This is a genomic window from Neorhizobium galegae, assembly GCF_017877135.1.
GTDB lineage: Bacteria > Pseudomonadota > Alphaproteobacteria > Rhizobiales > Rhizobiaceae > Neorhizobium > Neorhizobium galegae_A.
In genome coordinates this window covers 14485-30681 of the sequence record NZ_JAGIPH010000002.1, presented here as the reverse complement: position 1 = coordinate 30681, position 16197 = coordinate 14485, and the positions used below count along the sequence as shown (strand labels likewise).

The 16197-nt window shown below is 62.0% G+C and carries 13 protein-coding genes; 2 read left to right on the top strand and 11 right to left on the bottom strand.

Annotation, left to right across the window (positions count from 1 at the left end; all coding sequences use genetic code 11):
- Positions 1-97: 97 nt before the first annotated feature.
- Positions 98-1294 (bottom strand): tRNA 2-thiouridine(34) synthase MnmA, encoded by a 1197-nt coding sequence (gene mnmA, locus J2858_RS07615; RefSeq protein WP_210104689.1) that lies wholly within the window; start codon positions 1292-1294, stop codon positions 98-100.
- A 156-nt stretch (positions 1295-1450) separates the two neighbouring features.
- Positions 1451-2581: a mechanosensitive ion channel family protein gene (locus J2858_RS07610; protein WP_210104206.1), complete on the bottom strand. Its 1131-nt coding sequence runs from the start codon at positions 2579-2581 to the stop codon at positions 1451-1453.
- A gap of 149 nt (positions 2582-2730) precedes the next feature.
- Between J2858_RS07610 and J2858_RS07605 the strand changes: the two genes are divergently transcribed.
- Positions 2731-3162, top strand: coding sequence for a DUF1810 domain-containing protein (locus J2858_RS07605; RefSeq protein WP_210104205.1), 432 nt, complete (start codon positions 2731-2733; stop codon positions 3160-3162).
- 2 nt (positions 3163-3164) lie between these two features.
- Here the strand turns inward: J2858_RS07605 and J2858_RS07600 are convergent, their stop codons facing one another.
- The 3 genes from J2858_RS07600 to J2858_RS07590 form a co-directional block, all read right to left on the bottom strand.
- Positions 3165-4184 (bottom strand): Tim44 domain-containing protein, encoded by a 1020-nt coding sequence (locus tag J2858_RS07600; protein ID WP_210104204.1) that lies wholly within the window; start codon positions 4182-4184, stop codon positions 3165-3167.
- A gap of 206 nt (positions 4185-4390) precedes the next feature.
- Entirely contained in the window at positions 4391-5986 is a 1596-nt protein-coding gene (serA, locus tag J2858_RS07595) for a phosphoglycerate dehydrogenase (RefSeq protein WP_210104203.1), read from the bottom strand.
- 80 nt (positions 5987-6066) lie between these two features.
- On the bottom strand, positions 6067-7245 hold the full coding sequence (locus J2858_RS07590; RefSeq protein WP_210104202.1) for a phosphoserine transaminase: 1179 nt from the start codon (positions 7243-7245) through the stop codon (positions 6067-6069).
- Positions 7246-7548: 303 nt separating this feature from the next.
- On the opposite strand from J2858_RS07590, the gene J2858_RS07585 reads away from it, so the two are divergent.
- Complete coding sequence (locus tag J2858_RS07585) at positions 7549-8139, top strand: DoxX family protein (RefSeq protein ID WP_210104201.1); 591 nt, start codon at positions 7549-7551, stop codon at positions 8137-8139.
- A gap of 124 nt (positions 8140-8263) precedes the next feature.
- Here J2858_RS07585 and J2858_RS07580 read toward each other — a convergent pair whose 3' ends face one another.
- The 6 genes from J2858_RS07580 to pal all read right to left on the bottom strand — a co-directional run bounded on the left by J2858_RS07580 (position 8264) and on the right by pal (position 16173).
- The gene (locus tag J2858_RS07580) at positions 8264-9115 is read right to left on the bottom strand and encodes an outer membrane protein (RefSeq protein ID WP_210104200.1); all 852 of its coding nucleotides are present in this window, start codon (positions 9113-9115) and stop codon (positions 8264-8266) included.
- 231 nt (positions 9116-9346) lie between these two features.
- Complete coding sequence (glmM, locus tag J2858_RS07575; protein WP_210104199.1) at positions 9347-10699, bottom strand: phosphoglucosamine mutase; 1353 nt, start codon at positions 10697-10699, stop codon at positions 9347-9349.
- Positions 10700-10975: 276 nt separating this feature from the next.
- A complete protein-coding gene (ftsH, locus tag J2858_RS07570; RefSeq protein WP_210104198.1) occupies positions 10976-12913 on the bottom strand; it encodes an ATP-dependent zinc metalloprotease FtsH in 1938 nt (645 codons plus the stop codon).
- Positions 12914-13015: 102 nt separating this feature from the next.
- A complete protein-coding gene (tilS, locus tag J2858_RS07565) occupies positions 13016-14437 on the bottom strand; it encodes a tRNA lysidine(34) synthetase TilS (protein ID WP_210104197.1) in 1422 nt (473 codons plus the stop codon).
- Between the two features lie 2 nt (positions 14438-14439).
- Entirely contained in the window at positions 14440-15450 is a 1011-nt protein-coding gene (gene ybgF, locus J2858_RS07560) for a tol-pal system protein YbgF (RefSeq protein WP_210104196.1), read from the bottom strand.
- 183 nt (positions 15451-15633) lie between these two features.
- The gene (gene pal, locus J2858_RS07555; RefSeq protein ID WP_210104195.1) at positions 15634-16173 is read right to left on the bottom strand and encodes a peptidoglycan-associated lipoprotein Pal; all 540 of its coding nucleotides are present in this window, start codon (positions 16171-16173) and stop codon (positions 15634-15636) included.
- Positions 16174-16197: the final 24 nt, after the last annotated feature.

Below are 16197 nucleotides of genomic sequence, written 5' to 3'. Positions count from 1 at the left end.
GCGCGCTGGAGGGCTTATAAAGGGATGCTCCGACCAAAGTCAAGCGCGCTTGCGGCAAAAAGCCAGGGCTTTCTGCGCGCGAATTTTCAAACGCTGCTCAGGCTGCCGCCGGCGTCGAAAGAAGCGCCTTCAGCGATGCTTCTGCCGCCGCATCCCGCTCCGAGCGGTCGATGAAACCGCCGCCATAGACGCGTGCATCCGCCCCTTCCGCCGAATAGAGCACGCAGGCCTGGCCGGGCGCCACGCCTGCTTCGCCGATCGCCAGATCCACATAGATGCCGTTTTCATCCGCATGCAGCGTGGCAGGCGTGGGCGGGCGCGTGGAGCGCACCTTGGCAAAACAGTCAAAGCCGGTGCGCGCATCGTCAGCCAGCGTCTTGTCGCCGATCCAGTTGACATCGCGCAGATAAACCCGGCGCGTTTCCAGCGCCTCCCGCGGCCCGACGATCACCCGGCGACCGCGCGCATCGAGATAGACCACGTAGAGCGGCTCGCCGGTCGCAACGCCGAGCCCCTTCCGCTGGCCGATCGTGTAATGCAGGATGCCTTCGTGGCGGCCGAGCACCCGACCGTCGATATGGACGATCTCGCCGGACAGCGCAGCATTCGGCTTCACCTTGTTGATGATATCGGCATACTTGCCCTGCGGGACGAAACATATGTCCTGACTATCGGCCTTCTTGGCAACGACCAGCCCCATGTCTTCGGCGAGAAGCCGCACATCCGCCTTCGACATGCCGCCGAGCGGAAAACGCAGGTAATCGATCTGCTCCTGGGTCGTTGCAAACAGGAACCAGCTCTGGTCGCGATCGGCATCGATCGGGCGAAACAGCGCACGACGGTTTGGATTGTCCGGCGATGGATTGCGGCGGGAGCGGATGTAATGGCCGGTTGCCAGCGCATCGGCGCCCAGATCCTTCGCCGTTGCCAGAAGATCGGCAAACTTGACGGTCTGGTTGCAGGCCACGCAGGGGATCGGCGTTTCGCCCATCGCATAAGCTTCGGCAAACGGATTGATCACCGTTTCGCGAAACCGCTTTTCGTAATCCAGAACGTAATGCGGAATGCCGAGCGTTTCCGAGACGCGCCGGGCATCATCGATGTCCTGGCCGGCGCAGCAGGAGCCGGCGCGGTGCACGGCGGCGCCGTGGTCGTAAAGCTGCAGCGTGATGCCCAGCACATCATAGCCCTGGCGCTTCAAAAGGCCCGCGACCACGGAGGAATCCACGCCGCCCGACATCGCCACGACGACGCGCGTATCCTCCGGCTTCTTGTCAAAATCCAGCGTATTCACAGGAACTCTCTTCATCATCAGCCGGGGCCTGGCCTGCGCTGAGGCAGCGCCGCCCCGCAACGGCCGGGTCTCGCCGTCAGGAATAGACTGTGGATATAGAAAGAGCGCGGCAAAAACGCAAGGTTCACCGCGTTTTCGAGGCGCGCGTGCGGTCTGCTACTGCTGCATCGTGCGGCCATCGGCCGTCGCAGCCAATCCTGCAGCGCGCGCCTCTTCCACAATCGTGCCCGACGCCCGCACCTGCGGCAGGGCATGCGGATACTCCCGCTGGATGAAGTCCACCAGTTTTTCGCGCACTTCGCAGCGCAGGTCGAAGGCCTTGCCAGCATCGGGGGCTGAAACAAGAATGCGGATTTCCATGACATTCTGCTTGAAGTCCGTCACGGCGACATTCACCACCTGGCGATCCCAGAGCTTTGACTTGCCGGCGATCTCCTCCACCTTCTGACGCAGGACCGAAACGGGAACCGTATAATCGAGATAGATCATCACGGTGCCGATGAGGGCTGCCCCTTCCCGCGTCCAGTTCTGGAAGGGATTTTCGATGAAATAGCCGAGCGGCAGGATCATCCGGCGCCAGTCCCAGAGCTTGACCACCACATAGGTCGAGGTGATTTCCTCGACCTTGCCCCACTCGCCTTCCACCAGCAGCGCATCATCGATGCGGATCGGCTGGGTGATGGCAAGCTGGATGCCGGCAAACAGGTTCTTCAAGACCGGCTGCAGCGCAAGGCCCAGCACGATACCGGCAACACCCGCCGATGCCATCAGCGAAACGCCATACTGTCGCACCGCCGGAAAAGTCATCAGCGCGAAGGAGAGCGTAAAACCAATGATCAGCGTCGCCGCCACCCGCTCCAGGATCCGCGACTGCGTGACATGCTTGCGCGCCAGAAGATTATCCTCCGCATCGAGCTTGAAGCGGCGCAGATAGACGGTCGTCCAGATATGCAGCGTCGTGCGCGCCATCCAGCCGATGAGAAGGATGAAGCAGAGAAGAAGGCCGTGACGCAGGAGGCCGGTCTGCTGGTCGCTGAGCGGCGCAATACCGATCGCCGGCACCATGACCCAGGCAACGATGGCCAGCCTCATGGGTTGTTCGGTGCGCGAGACGAGCGACCGCCAGAAAAGATCCCGTTGGGCAACGATCCGGGTAAGGATCCGGAAAACGAAACGGTGGATGAGAGATCCCACCAGCACCGCGGCCACGAGCACGATCATCGCCAGCAGCCAGTTGGGCAACCAGCTGACGACGAAAGAGAGATAGTCTTCAAGACGCTGTTCCATCCACAGGCACTTAGGGTGCAGTGCAGCAGAGAAAAGGGAAGCGAGCTGAATTTCCCGTGAGGCGGATACAACTGGACGACGAAACCCGATGCGTGCCGAAGCGTTAGGGGCCGGTATCGATCATGCACATCAAGAAGGAGGCATCCATCATGGCGGATGAAAAATCTTTGCGGCGGTTCATCGAAGCGCAGGCGCCGGTCTATGCCGAGGCGCTTGAAGAACTGCGCCACGGCGCCAAACGGTCGCACTGGATGTGGTTCATCTTTCCGCAGATCGCGGGGCTTGGCCATTCACCGACGGCGCGCTTCTATGCGATTGCCGACCGCAAAGAGGCGCAGGCCTATCTTGCCCATCCCCTGCTTGGCAGCCGGCTGATCGAATGCACGCAGGCCATGCTGATGCACTCGGACAAAACGGCAAACGCCATCCTCGGCTCGCCGGACGACCTGAAATTCCGCTCGTCGATGACGCTGTTTGATGCGGTGTCGGAAGCAGAAACCGAAAAGGGCTCGCCTTTCGGACAAGCCCTTCTCACATTCTACGATGGCAGGCCGGACGAAGCGACGCTTACCCGGCTCTGATCTTAGTTGACGCCCTGGATAGCAGACAGCTTCCAGGCCTCGCCGCCCTTGCGCACGAAAGTCCAGATTTCGGTGGATTCCGTCGGATGCGTCGCATCGCCGGAAACCACCTTGCCCGTGTCACGGTCGCGCATCACGTCGATGCTCTGGTAACGCATGGCAACGGTCGCGTATTCCAGGCCATTTTCGCGCCAGGCTTCCGACAGGTCACCCTGCAGGAGCTGCACGTCCTTCACCTCGTTGCGCTGGCCGTTCGTGGCATTCTCGCCCAGTTCCTCGGCAAGGTATGACATGGCTTCGGGCGTGGTCAGCGCGCGCAGGCGGGCATAATCTTCCGCACCATAAGCGCCCTGCACCTCGGTCAGCATCTTTTCGAACTGGTCGAAATCGCGGTTGGTGATGCCGATCTCATCCGTGCGGGCCGAGGCGGCACGGGGCTTTTGCGAAGAGGCTGCAGCGCTGCCGCCCAGCGACCCCATCTGCGGGATCTTGAAGCCACCGAAATTATTGCCCTGCGGCGCCTGCGTTTCATAGCGACCAAGACCGCCGGCCGGACCGCTGGCGGCCGGCTGCTGGCGACGGGCAAAGAAGCGCATGGCCAGGAAGATCAGGCCACCGATCAACAGCATCTGGAACAGCATGCCGAACATGCCGGCCATGCCGCCGAAACCATTGCCCATCAGCATGCCGAACATGCCGCCAAGGAAAAGGCCGCCCAGAATGCCGCCGCCGAAGCCGCCGAACAGGCCGCGGCGCTGGCCGCCTGCCGCCTGAGCGCCAGCCGCCGTGGCCGGATTGGTCGCCTGGCTATTGGGCGTCATCGAACGCTGGATCGGCGCGGCCGTCGTCGGTGCGGTGCTGGTGGATGGCGGGGCGGAATAGGTGCGCGTGCCGCGGCTGCCGAAACTGCTGCCGCCACCGGCGCGACGCGCCTCGGCAAAATCCACCGCCGAAAGCGATACGACCATTCCGAGCGCCAGCACGGACAGAACGTGCCTGTAGCGTCGAAGCGTTGAAAACATTTCTCTCTCCTCACAGAAGCGCCTTTTGAGGGCGTTGCTTCCTATATAGAGAGCATGGGTTGCAGCTGTTAGGTGATCGGACGGAATTTTTCGAAATCGTGATCACTGTTGATCGGCGATTTGAGTGAACCACCCTCCCCCGAAAGACAAAAGACCCGGCGCGGAAACGCTCCGGCCGGGTCCCGATGGCTAAGAGGCCAGAACGATCAGTCGACGTTGAACGTCAACGGCTTGGCCTGCTTGATCGCCGGGTTTGCGGTCAGCTGGTCGAGAACGGCCTGCTCGACGGCACCATCGACATAGAGCAGCGCGATGGCATCGCCGTTTTCCTTCTCGCGGCCGAGCTGGAAGTTGGCGATGTTGACGCCGGCATTGCCGAGCGTCGTGCCCATGAAGCCGATCATGCCGGGAACGTCGGTGTTGGAGATGTAGATCATGTTCGGACCGACATCCGCATCCATGTTGATGCCCTTGATCTGGATGAAGCGCGGCTTGCCGTCGGAGAAGACGGTACCGGCAACCGAGCGGGTCTGCTTGTCGGTCGTCACCGTCAGCTTGATGTAGCCGTCATAGACGCCGGTCTTGTCGCGCTTGACCTCGGAGAGCACGATGCCCTTTTCCTTGATCATGATCGGGGCCGAAACCATGTTCACATCGGCAACCTGGTTGCGGATGAGACCGGCCAGCAGCGCCGAGGTGAGCGCCTTGGTGTTCATGCCGGCGGTGGCGCCGTCATAGAGGATTTCGATCGCCTTGATCGGGCTTTCGGTGACCTGGCCGGCAAACGAGCCGAGGACGTCGGCGAGACGAATGAACGGCTTCAGGATCGGTGCTTCTTCCGCGGTGATCGAGGGCATGTTGATGGCGTTGGATACCGCACCCTTCACCAGATAGTCCGACATCTGTTCGGCAACCTGGAGGGCGACGTTTTCCTGGGCTTCCGTGGTGGATGCACCAAGATGCGGCGTGCACACGACGTTCGGCAGGCCAAACAGCGGGCTTTCCTTGGCGGGCTCGACTTCGAAGACGTCGAAGCCGGCGCCGGCGACATGGCCGGACTTAATGGCTTCGGCAAGGGCTGCCTCATCGACGAGACCGCCGCGGGCGCAGTTGATGATGCGCACGCCGGGCTTCGTCTTGGCGATGTTTTCCTTGCCGAGGATGCCGCGCGTCTTGTCGGTCATCGGCACATGCAGGGTGATGAAATCGGCGCGCGGCAGAAGCTCCTCGAGCTCAACCTTCTCGACGCCCATTTCCTGGGCGCGTTCGGCCGAGAGGAAGGGGTCATAGGCAATCACATGCATGCCAAGGCCAATCGCCTTCTTGCAGACGATGCCGCCGATATTGCCGGCACCGATGACGCCGAGCGTCTTGCCGGTGATTTCGACACCCATGAACTTCGACTTCTCCCACTTGCCGGCCTGCGTCGAGGCATCGGCCTGCGGCAGCTGGCGGGCAACGGCAAACATCAGCGCGATGGCGTGTTCAGCCGTGGTGATCGAGTTGCCGAACGGCGTGTTCATCACGATGATACCGCGCTTGGAGGCGGCCGGAATATCGACATTGTCGACGCCGATGCCGGCGCGGCCGATGACCTTCAGGTTGGTCGCGGCAGCGATCAGCTTTTCCGTCGCCTTGGTGGCGGAGCGGATGGCCAGGCCATCGTAATTGCCGATGATTTCGGCGAGCTTATCCTTGTCCTTGCCGAGCTGCGGCTGGAAATCAACGTCTACGCCGCGATCGCGGAAGATCTGGACGGCGGTTTCCGACAATTCGTCGGATACGAGAACGCGAGGTGCCATGAGAGGCCTCCTTCAGAAGGGTTCAATCTGTATGGGGAAAGCGGCTTCGCCGTATGGCGAAGCCGAAAGCACTCAAAGCTTTATGCGGCGGCCTTGGCGAGCGCTGCCTTCTGGGTCTCAAAGGCCCAGGTCAGCCACGGCATGACGGCCTGCATGTCGGCAGTCTCGATGGTGGCGCCAGCCCAGATGCGAAGACCGGACGGAGCATCGCGATAGGCGCCGATATCGAGCGCGACGTTTTCCTTCTCCAGAAGCGCAACAACGCCCTTGGCAAAGGCCGCCTGCTGGTCGGCATCAAGCACTGCAACGGCCGGATCGACGATCTTCAGGCACACCGAGGTGTTGGAGCGGGTGGCCGGATCAACCGCAAGGTTGGCGATCCAGTCATTGGCATCGACGAAATCGAAGATGACCTTGGCATTGGCATCGGCACGGGCGATGAGGGCTTCAAGGCCACCCAGCGACTTTGCCCAGTTCAGCGCGTCGATATAGTCTTCCACGCAGAGCATGGAGGGCGTGTTGATGGTTTCGCCGACAAAAATGCCTTCGATCAGCTTGCCGCCCGAGGTCATGCGGAAGATTTTCGGCAGCGGCCAGGCCGGAACATAGGTGGTGAGGCGCTCGACAGCGCGGGGGCTCAGAATGATCATGCCGTGACCACCCTCGCCGCCCAGAACCTTCTGCCAGGAGAAGGTGGTGACATCGAGCTTGGCAAAGTCGAGCTTCTGCGCGAAGGCCGCCGAGGTGGCGTCGCAGATCGTCAGGCCCTTGCGGTCGGCCGGGATAAAATCGGCATCGGCGACGCGCACGCCGGAGGTCGTGCCGTTCCAGGTGAAGACGACGTCACGGTCGAAATCGACCTGCGTCAGATCGGGCAGCAGACCGTAGTCGGCGTTGAACTTGCGCACATCGGCAAGCTTCAGCTGCTTGACCACATCGGTGACCCAGCCGGCGCCAAAGCTTTCCCAGGACAGCAGGTCGACGCCGCGTTCGCCAAGCAGCGACCACAGGGCCATTTCGACAGCGCCCGTATCGGAAGCCGGTACGATGCCGATGCGGTAATCCGCCGGCACCTGAAGAATTTCGCGGGTAAGATCAATGGCCTGCTTCAGCTTCGTCTTGCCGACCTTGGCCCGGTGCGAGCGACCGAGCGGGGCATCAGAGAGCGCGTCAAGCGACCAACCGGGGCGCTTCGAGCAAGGGCCAGAAGAAAAATGGGTATTGTTCGGACGGGTGTCCGGCTTTGCGATGTTCGCCATCTTGGCTATCCTTCCAGATAGAAAGCCCTTCGTTGGGGAAGGGTGTCCCGCCGCTGGTGTTAGTGGATGGCCGGATTTCGGTCAAGTCGCAAATCAAACGATCTCTGTCTTTTTTGCGTTGGCACCGGCGCGCATCGAAAACTTGACCTGGATCAACGTGTTTTGTTCGACGCCGATTATGATCGGCTATCGGTTGTGAATGCGGCGGAGATGAGTGCTCCGCCTGGCCGTTCCGCCCGCTGGACCGTGTATCCGCTTTCCGGTCCGATGACCAATTCATATTCAAAAACAAGGACCTGTATCATGGCCATGCAAAGCATCTATACTCCCGTGCAGCAGCAGGAAAAGAGCCATTTCTATCTGCCGTTCCTTGCCGGCTTCTACGAGCATTTCGCGCAGCCCTTCGCCTTCACGGCCTTTCGCGTCGCCATTGGCGGCATGCTGATGGTCGAGGGCTATCCGAAGATCATGGCGCCCATGGCGCAGGTGGGATTTGTTGAAAATCTCGGCTTCTATCCGGGTTGGATCTGGTCGCCGACGCTGGCTGCCATGCAGTTCTTTGGTGGCCTGATGATTGCGCTCGGGCTCCTCACCCGCCCGGTGGCACTTGCCAATGCGGTGATGCTGACGATCACGCTTTGGTTCCACTTCGCCCACCCCTACGGCCACGCCCTGCTGACGGATGGCGGCATTGCCGCGCTGAAAGCCGGCAGCGACCTGTTCACGCCCAATGCGGCTGTGCGCCTGATGGATGGCGGTGCGAAATTCCTCGAACAGGTGCAGACCAAGGCCGAGCTTGCCTCGCTGTTCTGGACCGGCGGCGCCTTCCTGTTTGCCGCCTGCGGCGCGGGCCATTGGTCGCTCGACCGGCTGGTGCTGAAGCGCGAGTTCTAAGGGATTTTAGCAGTCCGGACTTTTGCCGGACATGCGTTGGAAGACGGTCTTCAAGCAGAAATGCCGCCTCGGGCAACCGGGGCGGCTTTTGTTGCGGCTTTTGTTATCGGAAGAGTGGTGCAGCTTATTTGTAGACCAGCGGCGGCTGCGGTTCGTCATAGGCCACGGACGCCTGCGGGCAGCCGCCGAACAGATAGCGCGCGCCAACACGGGCTTCGTGCACGTCAAACCCCTTGTCGGAGCCCGGACCGCCGTTCGAGGCAAAACCGAACATGTCTCCGCCTTCCACATGGCGGTAACGATAGCCGATATCGGCCTTCAGGTTGCAGGTCACATCGACCGTTGCACCGGCCATCAGCGCATAGGTGAAGCGCCAGCTGCCCTTGCCGCCGTGCTCCACGGTGCTGTCGCAGCCGCTGCCATTGTCGGCGCAGGATGTGTTTTTCAGCTTGTCCCATTTGACATAGGTGCCGCCAAGGCCGCCCCCGACGTAAGGCGTCACGTATCCGAAGGTACCGAGATCGACATAGGCGTTGGCCAGCAGGCTGTAGGCCCGCATATGGGAAATATCGCTGGAGGTGCAGTTTCCGACGCAGGCGCCGAAGGCCGCGCCACTGCCGTGGGTGGAGCCCTCGAACTTGCTCCTGCTCAGGTAATCGAAGGTGAGATCGGTGCGCAGCGCGCTGTTGATCTGGTAGCCGACGCCTGCCCCGAGCAGAAAGCTGTCCTTGAGGTGGGCGCTGGAGAAATCCGTCGTGGAGGCGGAAGACCCGCCCTGATAGAATTTCGCGCCCTTCATGTCCTTGAAGGCATAGCCGGCATCGCCGCGCAGATACCAGCCGGTCGCGGCCTCCTGCACGGTCACTTCCGGGGCATTCATCAGCACAGGATCCATGGCCGGCTGGGCAACATCGGCGGCATGGGATGCGCCAGCGGCAAGCATCACGGCGAAAGCGCCGAACAGGGTTCTTCTCATGGAATCAGGCTCCGCATTCCAAAATCGTCACGCGCGCAAGATGGCGTCGTTCTTCAAATCTGGAGCGATCATTAACCAAAAAGGTAAAGGAGCAATTAAGCCTAACAGAATATAAATATTTGTAAAATAAAGCCTTTCGGCATTTACTGATCGTTAATCCGAATCCGTCAGCGCATGAAAAAACCCGCAGAAGAAGCTCCTGCGGGCCTCGGGTAGAGCAGTTAGACAGGCTCAGGCGGCGCTGCGCACATTGGAAATCACGCCGACGAGGTCGCCGACGATGCGCTCGATCTGGCCGCGGTCATCGCCTTCGGCCATGACGCGAATCAGCGGCTCCGTGCCGGAGGGGCGAATCACCAGACGGCCGCGGCCACCGAGTTCGGCCTGGGCGCTGTCGATGGCCTGGCGCACGATGATATCCTCCAGCGGCTTGCCGCCGGCAAAGCGGACATTGCGCAGAAGCTGCGGCACCGGCTCGAAACGGCGGCAGACTTCGCTCACCGGCTGGCCAAGCCGCTTGACGCGGGCAAGCACCTGAAGGGCGGCCACAAGACCATCCCCCGTGGTGCCGAAATCCGACAGCACGATATGGCCGGACTGTTCGCCGCCGACGTTGAAATCATGGTGGCGCATATGCTCGACCACGTAGCGGTCACCAACCTTGGTGCGGGCCAGCGTGAGGCCCTTGTTGCCGAGGAACCGCTCAAGGCCGAGATTGGACATGATGGTGGCGACGATCCCGCCGCCGCGCAGTTTTTCGTCATCGGCCCAGCTTTCGGCAATGACGGCCATCAGCTGGTCGCCATCGATGATCTCGCCGCGCTCGTCGACGATGATGACGCGGTCGGCATCGCCGTCCAGCGCAATGCCGATATCGGCGCGCACTTCATGCACCTTCTTGCGCAGCGCGTCCGGGCTGGTGGACCCGCAGTCGAGGTTGATATTGGTGCCGTTCGGCGTGTTGCCGATCGTCACCACATCGGCGCCCAGCTCCCATAGTGCCGTGGGGGCAACCTTGTAGGCAGCACCGTTTGCGCAGTCGATGGCAATCCGCAAGCCGGCCAGCGTGACATCGCGCGGCAGCGTGCGCTTGACGAATTCGATATAGCGATAGATGTCGCCATCCACGCGCTTGGCGCGGCCGATCTCGTCGGGCTTAGCCAGCTGCGAATAGAGATCCTTGTCGAGAAGCTCCTCGATCTCCTGCTCCAGCTCGTCCGACAGCTTGTAGCCATCCGGACCGAAGAGCTTGATGCCGTTATCGGCAAAGGGATTGTGCGAGGCCGAAATCATCACACCGATATCGGCGCGCAGTGAGCGCGTCAGCATGGCAACGGCCGGCGTCGGGATCGGCCCGAGCAGAAAGACGTCAAGACCGGCGGCCGTGAAGCCTGCCACCAGCGCGTTTTCCAGCATGTAGCCCGAAAGGCGGGTGTCCTTGCCGATCACCACCCGATGGCGATGATTGCCACGCCGGAAGATGGTGCCGACCGCGATGCCCACCCGCATGGCAAGATCCGGCGTCATCGGAAAAACATTCGACTGTCCGCGAATACCGTCAGTGCCAAAATAGCGGCGTGTCATGCGTGCTCCTTGGGGCTGGCGCAGTTTGCCTTGCGCCTTTCAGTCTCGGGGTAGATGCCCGCCTCATCGTGAGGGCGGGACCGCATTCCTGCTGGCTCATGCCATACCTTGTGCCGGCAGGCACCTAAATTACCGTCAAAATCCATTACATCCCGTTACCGAAGCGTAAAGCATACGGCAGGGCAGATGATGAAAGACCGCCCGGGCAGGCCCGGACGGTCTTGATGCGACAGAGATAGCGCAGCCTTTCATTTCGGCCACGGTCAGCGCGACGTTTTAGTGCGGCTGGGGTTCCAGTCCGCCTTCCGCTTCGCCGTCGCCCTTCGGCTCGTCCTTCTTGGCGCCGGCCTTCGGAACAGCCGAACCACGCGCCGGCGGCGCATCGTCACCCAGATCGCGCGACGGCTTCTGACCGTTGATCAGCGCCTTGATTTCCTCGCCCGACAGCGTCTCGTATTCCAGGAGACCTTCCGCCAGCGTGACGAATTCGTCGTGCTTTTCGGTAAGGATGCGGCGGGCTTCCGCATAGGCCTCGTCGATCAGGCGGCGCACTTCCGTATCGATCTTCTGGGCAGTGGCTTCCGACACGTTCTTAGACTGCGACACGGAATGACCGAGGAAGACTTCCTGCTGGTTTTCGCCGTAGGAGACCTGACCGAGGATGTCGGAGAAGCCCCACTGCGTGACCATGGCGCGGGCAAGCTTGGTGGCCTGCTCGATATCGGAGGAAGCGCCCGAGGTGATGTTTTCCTTGCCGAAGGTCAGCTCTTCCGCCACGCGGCCGCCCATCATGATGACGAGACGCGACACCATCCACTTGTAGCTCATGGAATAGCGGTCGCCTTCCGGCAGCTGCATGACCATGCCGAGTGCACGGCCGCGCGGAATGATGGTGGCCTTGTGCAGCGGATCGGCCACCGGCACTTCCAGTGCCGTGATGGCATGGCCCGCTTCGTGGTAGGCGGTCAGCTTCTTTTCGGCTTCGGTCATGGCGGACGAACGACGTTCGGCGCCCATCATGATCTTGTCCTTGGCGTCTTCGAATTCCGCCATGGTGACGACGCGCTTGTTGCGGCGGGCCGCCATCAGCGCTGCCTCGTTGACGAGGTTCATGAGGTCAGCACCGGAGAAGCCGGGCGTACCACGCGCCAAAACCTTCAGATCGACATTCGGTGCCAGCGGCACGTTGCGCGCATGCACCTTGAGGATGCGTTCGCGGCCGACGATATCCGGGTTCGGCACAACGACCTGACGGTCGAAGCGGCCGGGACGCAGCAGCGCCGGGTCGAGAACGTCCGGGCGGTTCGTGGCGGCAATCAGGATGATGCCTTCGTTCGCCTCGAAGCCGTCCATCTCGACCAGCAGCTGGTTGAGCGTCTGTTCACGTTCGTCATTGCCACCGCCAAGGCCTGCGCCACGATGACGGCCAACGGCGTCGATTTCGTCGATGAAGATGATGCAGGGCGCATTCTTCTTGGCCTGTTCGAACATGTCACGCACGCGGCTTGCGCCGACGCCGACGAACATTTCGACGAAGTCCGAACCGGAAATCGTGAAGAAGGGCACGTTGGCTTCGCCAGCGACCGAGCGCGCCAGTAGCGTCTTGCCCGTACCCGGAGGGCCGACAAGCAGCACGCCACGCGGAATACGGCCGCCGAGGCGCTGGAATTTCTGTGGGTCACGCAGGAATTCGACGATTTCCTCGAGATCCTGCTTGGCTTCGTCGACACCGGCGACATCGTCAAACGTGACGCGACCATGCGCTTCGGTGAGAAGCTTTGCCTTCGATTTGCCAAAGCCCATCGCACCGCGCGAACCACCCTGCATCTGGCGCATGAAGAACAGCCAGACGCCCAGAATGAGCAGCATCGGCAACAGCGTGCCGAGGTAGCTCAAAAAACCCGAGGAGCCGTCCGATTCGGGCCGTGCCACGATGGTGACGTTCTTCGACTGAAGACGCGACATCAGCGAATCATCGATGACAGGCGAATAGGTCTGAAAGCCCGTCCCGTTCTCGGCATAGGTGCCGAGAACGCGATTGCCGGTCACGACCACGTCGCGCACACGTCCCGCATCCACATCGCGCAGGAACTGCGAGTATGGAACTTCCCGCGAGCTCGTCTGCGTCGGCGCCGACTGGAACATGCTGAACAGGGCGATCAGCAAGAGGGCGATTATCGCCCAAAGGGCGAAATTACGAAAGTTTGGGTTCATCGAACTCCCCGGACAATGACGGCTCGCTCATCGGCAGCCGCCTTACTTGTCGCTTAACATAGGATTGCCGCGGGGCCTTGCCAAGGCAACACGACCCGCCGATCACCTTTTACGGTCGAAAACGTTAAATGGTAATGGCGCAAATACACGTAATCCCATCGCGATGGCCAAAGAATTGGCAATATCCACGTCAAAGGCCGGCAGGAACGCGTCGAAAGGCTGCAGGACAGGCTTGATCAACACCGCGTCAGCCCCCTGAAACGTCCGCTCCAGTTGCGGCAGGCTGCGATAAGCTGCAAGCGCAATGGCCGGCGGGGCATCGGCAAACCGCGCCTGCGCTGCCATCTGATCCGGCGCACCGGGCCCCACGTCCACGCCGCACGCTGCGGATGTTCGAATGCGAAAGCGACCGTCCCAGAGAATTTCCGGCCCATGTACCACGGCCACGTGCGGCAGGTCCCGGCTTTCGCGGGTCATGAAAAGGGCCTGCCTGTGCCGCTGGAACAGGACACGACCCGCCGTCAGCCGACCCGCCCCCCCTTCCCCGACAAAGGCTGCGATGCGTCTCAGGCTGTCGCGCCCTGGCCCATGCGCCCGTCCGCCGAGAACGGCGGTGAGATTTGAAAGCGCGCACAGCAGCACCGCCGGTTCCGCGTCCAGCGCCGGCGCCTGAAGGCGGGCGAGAACAGATCCCTCGATCGTCAGGTGGCGGGCAAACAGATCGGCGACTTCCGCCCCGAGGCGTGCCCTCTCGGCGCCGATTCGCGTGGCGGATTGCAGCAGCGCTTGCCCATCCCCTCCTCCATCAGCCAGCCGCTGCCGCGTGCGGGCGCGCTCGAAGCGCGGATCGACATTCGACGGATCATCGATCCAGCCGATGGCCGATGCCTGGAGCATCTGGCGGATATCGGCGCGCTGAACATCCAGAAAGGGTCTGAGAAGCCAGTGCCGTCCCTCGACAAGGACTGCACTTGCCATCCCGGCAAGGCCGGGGTTGAACAGGTATTCGGCCGACGGTTCCGACGTGTCGCATGCGGCGGCATCCGCCAGAGAGTCGTGCTTGCCGTGCAGGCGGGCGCCGCGCATGACGAGCGTCTCGATCTGATCGTCCCGCGTGTGGCCGGTGAGGATCGCCGTTGCACCGAATTCATCTGCCGTGTCGCACAGCAGGCGGTAACGGGCGGCGCGCGCGGCAGCGGAGAGCCCGGTTGCGGGTTTTTCGCCGTCCCAGCGGCGGATCACATGGGGAATCACAAGCTGGCGGCAGAGTTTGGCGACGCAGAGCGCTTCATCGGCGGAATTGGGTCGCAGCGCATGATCGACCGTCACGGCCAGAAGTTCGATGGAGCCGGACGGATAGGCTTTGAGGATAACCTCGCGCAGCGCGACCAGCAGGCCGGTCGAGTCGCTTCCGCCGGAAATGGCGACCAGCAGGCGGGCGGGTTTTTCAAGGCGCGTCAGAAAGGTGGCAATCGCCGCTTCGGGCGATACGAGGGTGGGATGTGCGGTGGCGGATGCCGCCACTGTCAGCAGCCCAGGCGCTTCTGCTCGCTCGTCACCTTGCCCAGCACGGCGCGGGCGGCATTGGGGTAACGCTTGGGCACTTCGCGAAGCGTCGCGCAGGCGGTTTCGCGGTTATCCAGGGCGGCAAGCGACATGCCGAGCTTCAGCAGCATTTCCGGTGCCTTGGTGGAGGTGCCATAGGCCTGGTGCGCGTTGAGAAAGGTTTTGGCCGATTCGTTGTACTTGCCCTGCGAGAACTGCGCTTCGCCCAGCCAGAAATTGGCATCCGCCGCGCGCGCGCTGCTCGGATAGGCCTGCAGATAGGCGTTGAATTCGGTTTCAGCGAGCGGATAGTCGCCCGAAAGCACATGGTTATAAGCGGCCCGATAGGCATCGCTTTCGTTGCCCAGCGACGCCGTCTTCGTCGAATCCGGCGTTGCAGGCTTCGAGCCGAGATCGACGCCCGGCAGAGCCGAAGAATTGCGTCCGGTATTGTTGGCCGTGGCCCGCACGGGCGCACCATTCTTGTCCATCTCGATGGAGCCGAGCGTGGTTTCGGCCGGAGCCGTCGTTTTGTTCGATGCAACGGAGCCGGGCAGATCAGACGCGCCAGCCGGGGAGGACGACGCGCCCGGATCGATCAATCGGCCAATTTCATCGTTTTTTTTTGAGCCGGCTGCCGGCGCGGCAGCGACAGAGGGAGTTGCCGGGGCAGCTCCGCCGGAGCTTTTTTCAAGCTCCTGGAAACGGAATTCATTATCGGCCTGCGTCTTGCGCATCTGTTCCTGCATCTGCAGCAACTGGAAGCTCATTTCCTCGACGCGGCCGTTCAACTGGCGCACGACTTCCTCCAGCTGCTGGATGCGCACGGCATCACCGCTGCTCTGGGCCAGGATGACCGGCCGTTCTGCCGCCTGACGTGGCGACGGCGCCGATCTCGCCGAACCGGGAACCAGTTCGGACAAGGAAAAGGCGCCAGCCTGCCCGCTCGTTGCCGCAAGCCCCAGCATCGCTGCCAAGACAAGTTTCTTCATATCGTTCGTCCTGCTTTATCTTAAGCTGTGCCCTTCAAGGCGCCAGCAGAGTTTTCCAAATGTCGGCAAAAAGCAATCGCGTTAACCTTAAAAGAGAACGCAAGTTCGGCCAAACTATGAACGAAGGCAAGAAAAGAAAAGGGCGGCCCAATGACCGCCCTCTTTAGTTGCCTGAGCGTCCGATCAGGAGCCGGCGCCGCCGAGAACGGTAACGGCGCGGCGGTTCTGCGACCAGCACGAGATGTCGTCGCAGACGGCGACCGGGCGCTCCTTGCCGTAGGAGATGGTCTTCATGCGGTTGGCCGGTACGCCGCGCGAGGCGAGGTAATCGCGGGTGGCTGCAGCACGGCGGGCGCCGAGCGCAAGGTTGTATTCGCGCGTGCCGCGTTCGTCAGCATGGCCTTCGATGGTGATGGCGTAGCGCGGATAGCGCGACAGCCACTGCGCCTGGCGGTCAAGCGTCTGCTGCGCATCGGCGCGGATCGAGGTGGAATCGGTGTCGAAGAAGATGCGGTCGCCGACATTGACCGTGAAGTCCTGGCTGGAGCCCGGCGTTGCGGCACCGGCACCACCGGCACCGAGGCCCAGATCACCGGCGCTGTTGGGCATGTTCTTCTTGTTGGCGCAACCGGCCAGTGCCAGCGCCAGCGTCAGCGCGATGACAGCGGGGTTGCGTGCGAGGCTCTGCATGCGGCTCATCGCCGGGGTAATCGTGCGGCTCATGGCCGGTCTCTCCTTGATCAAGAT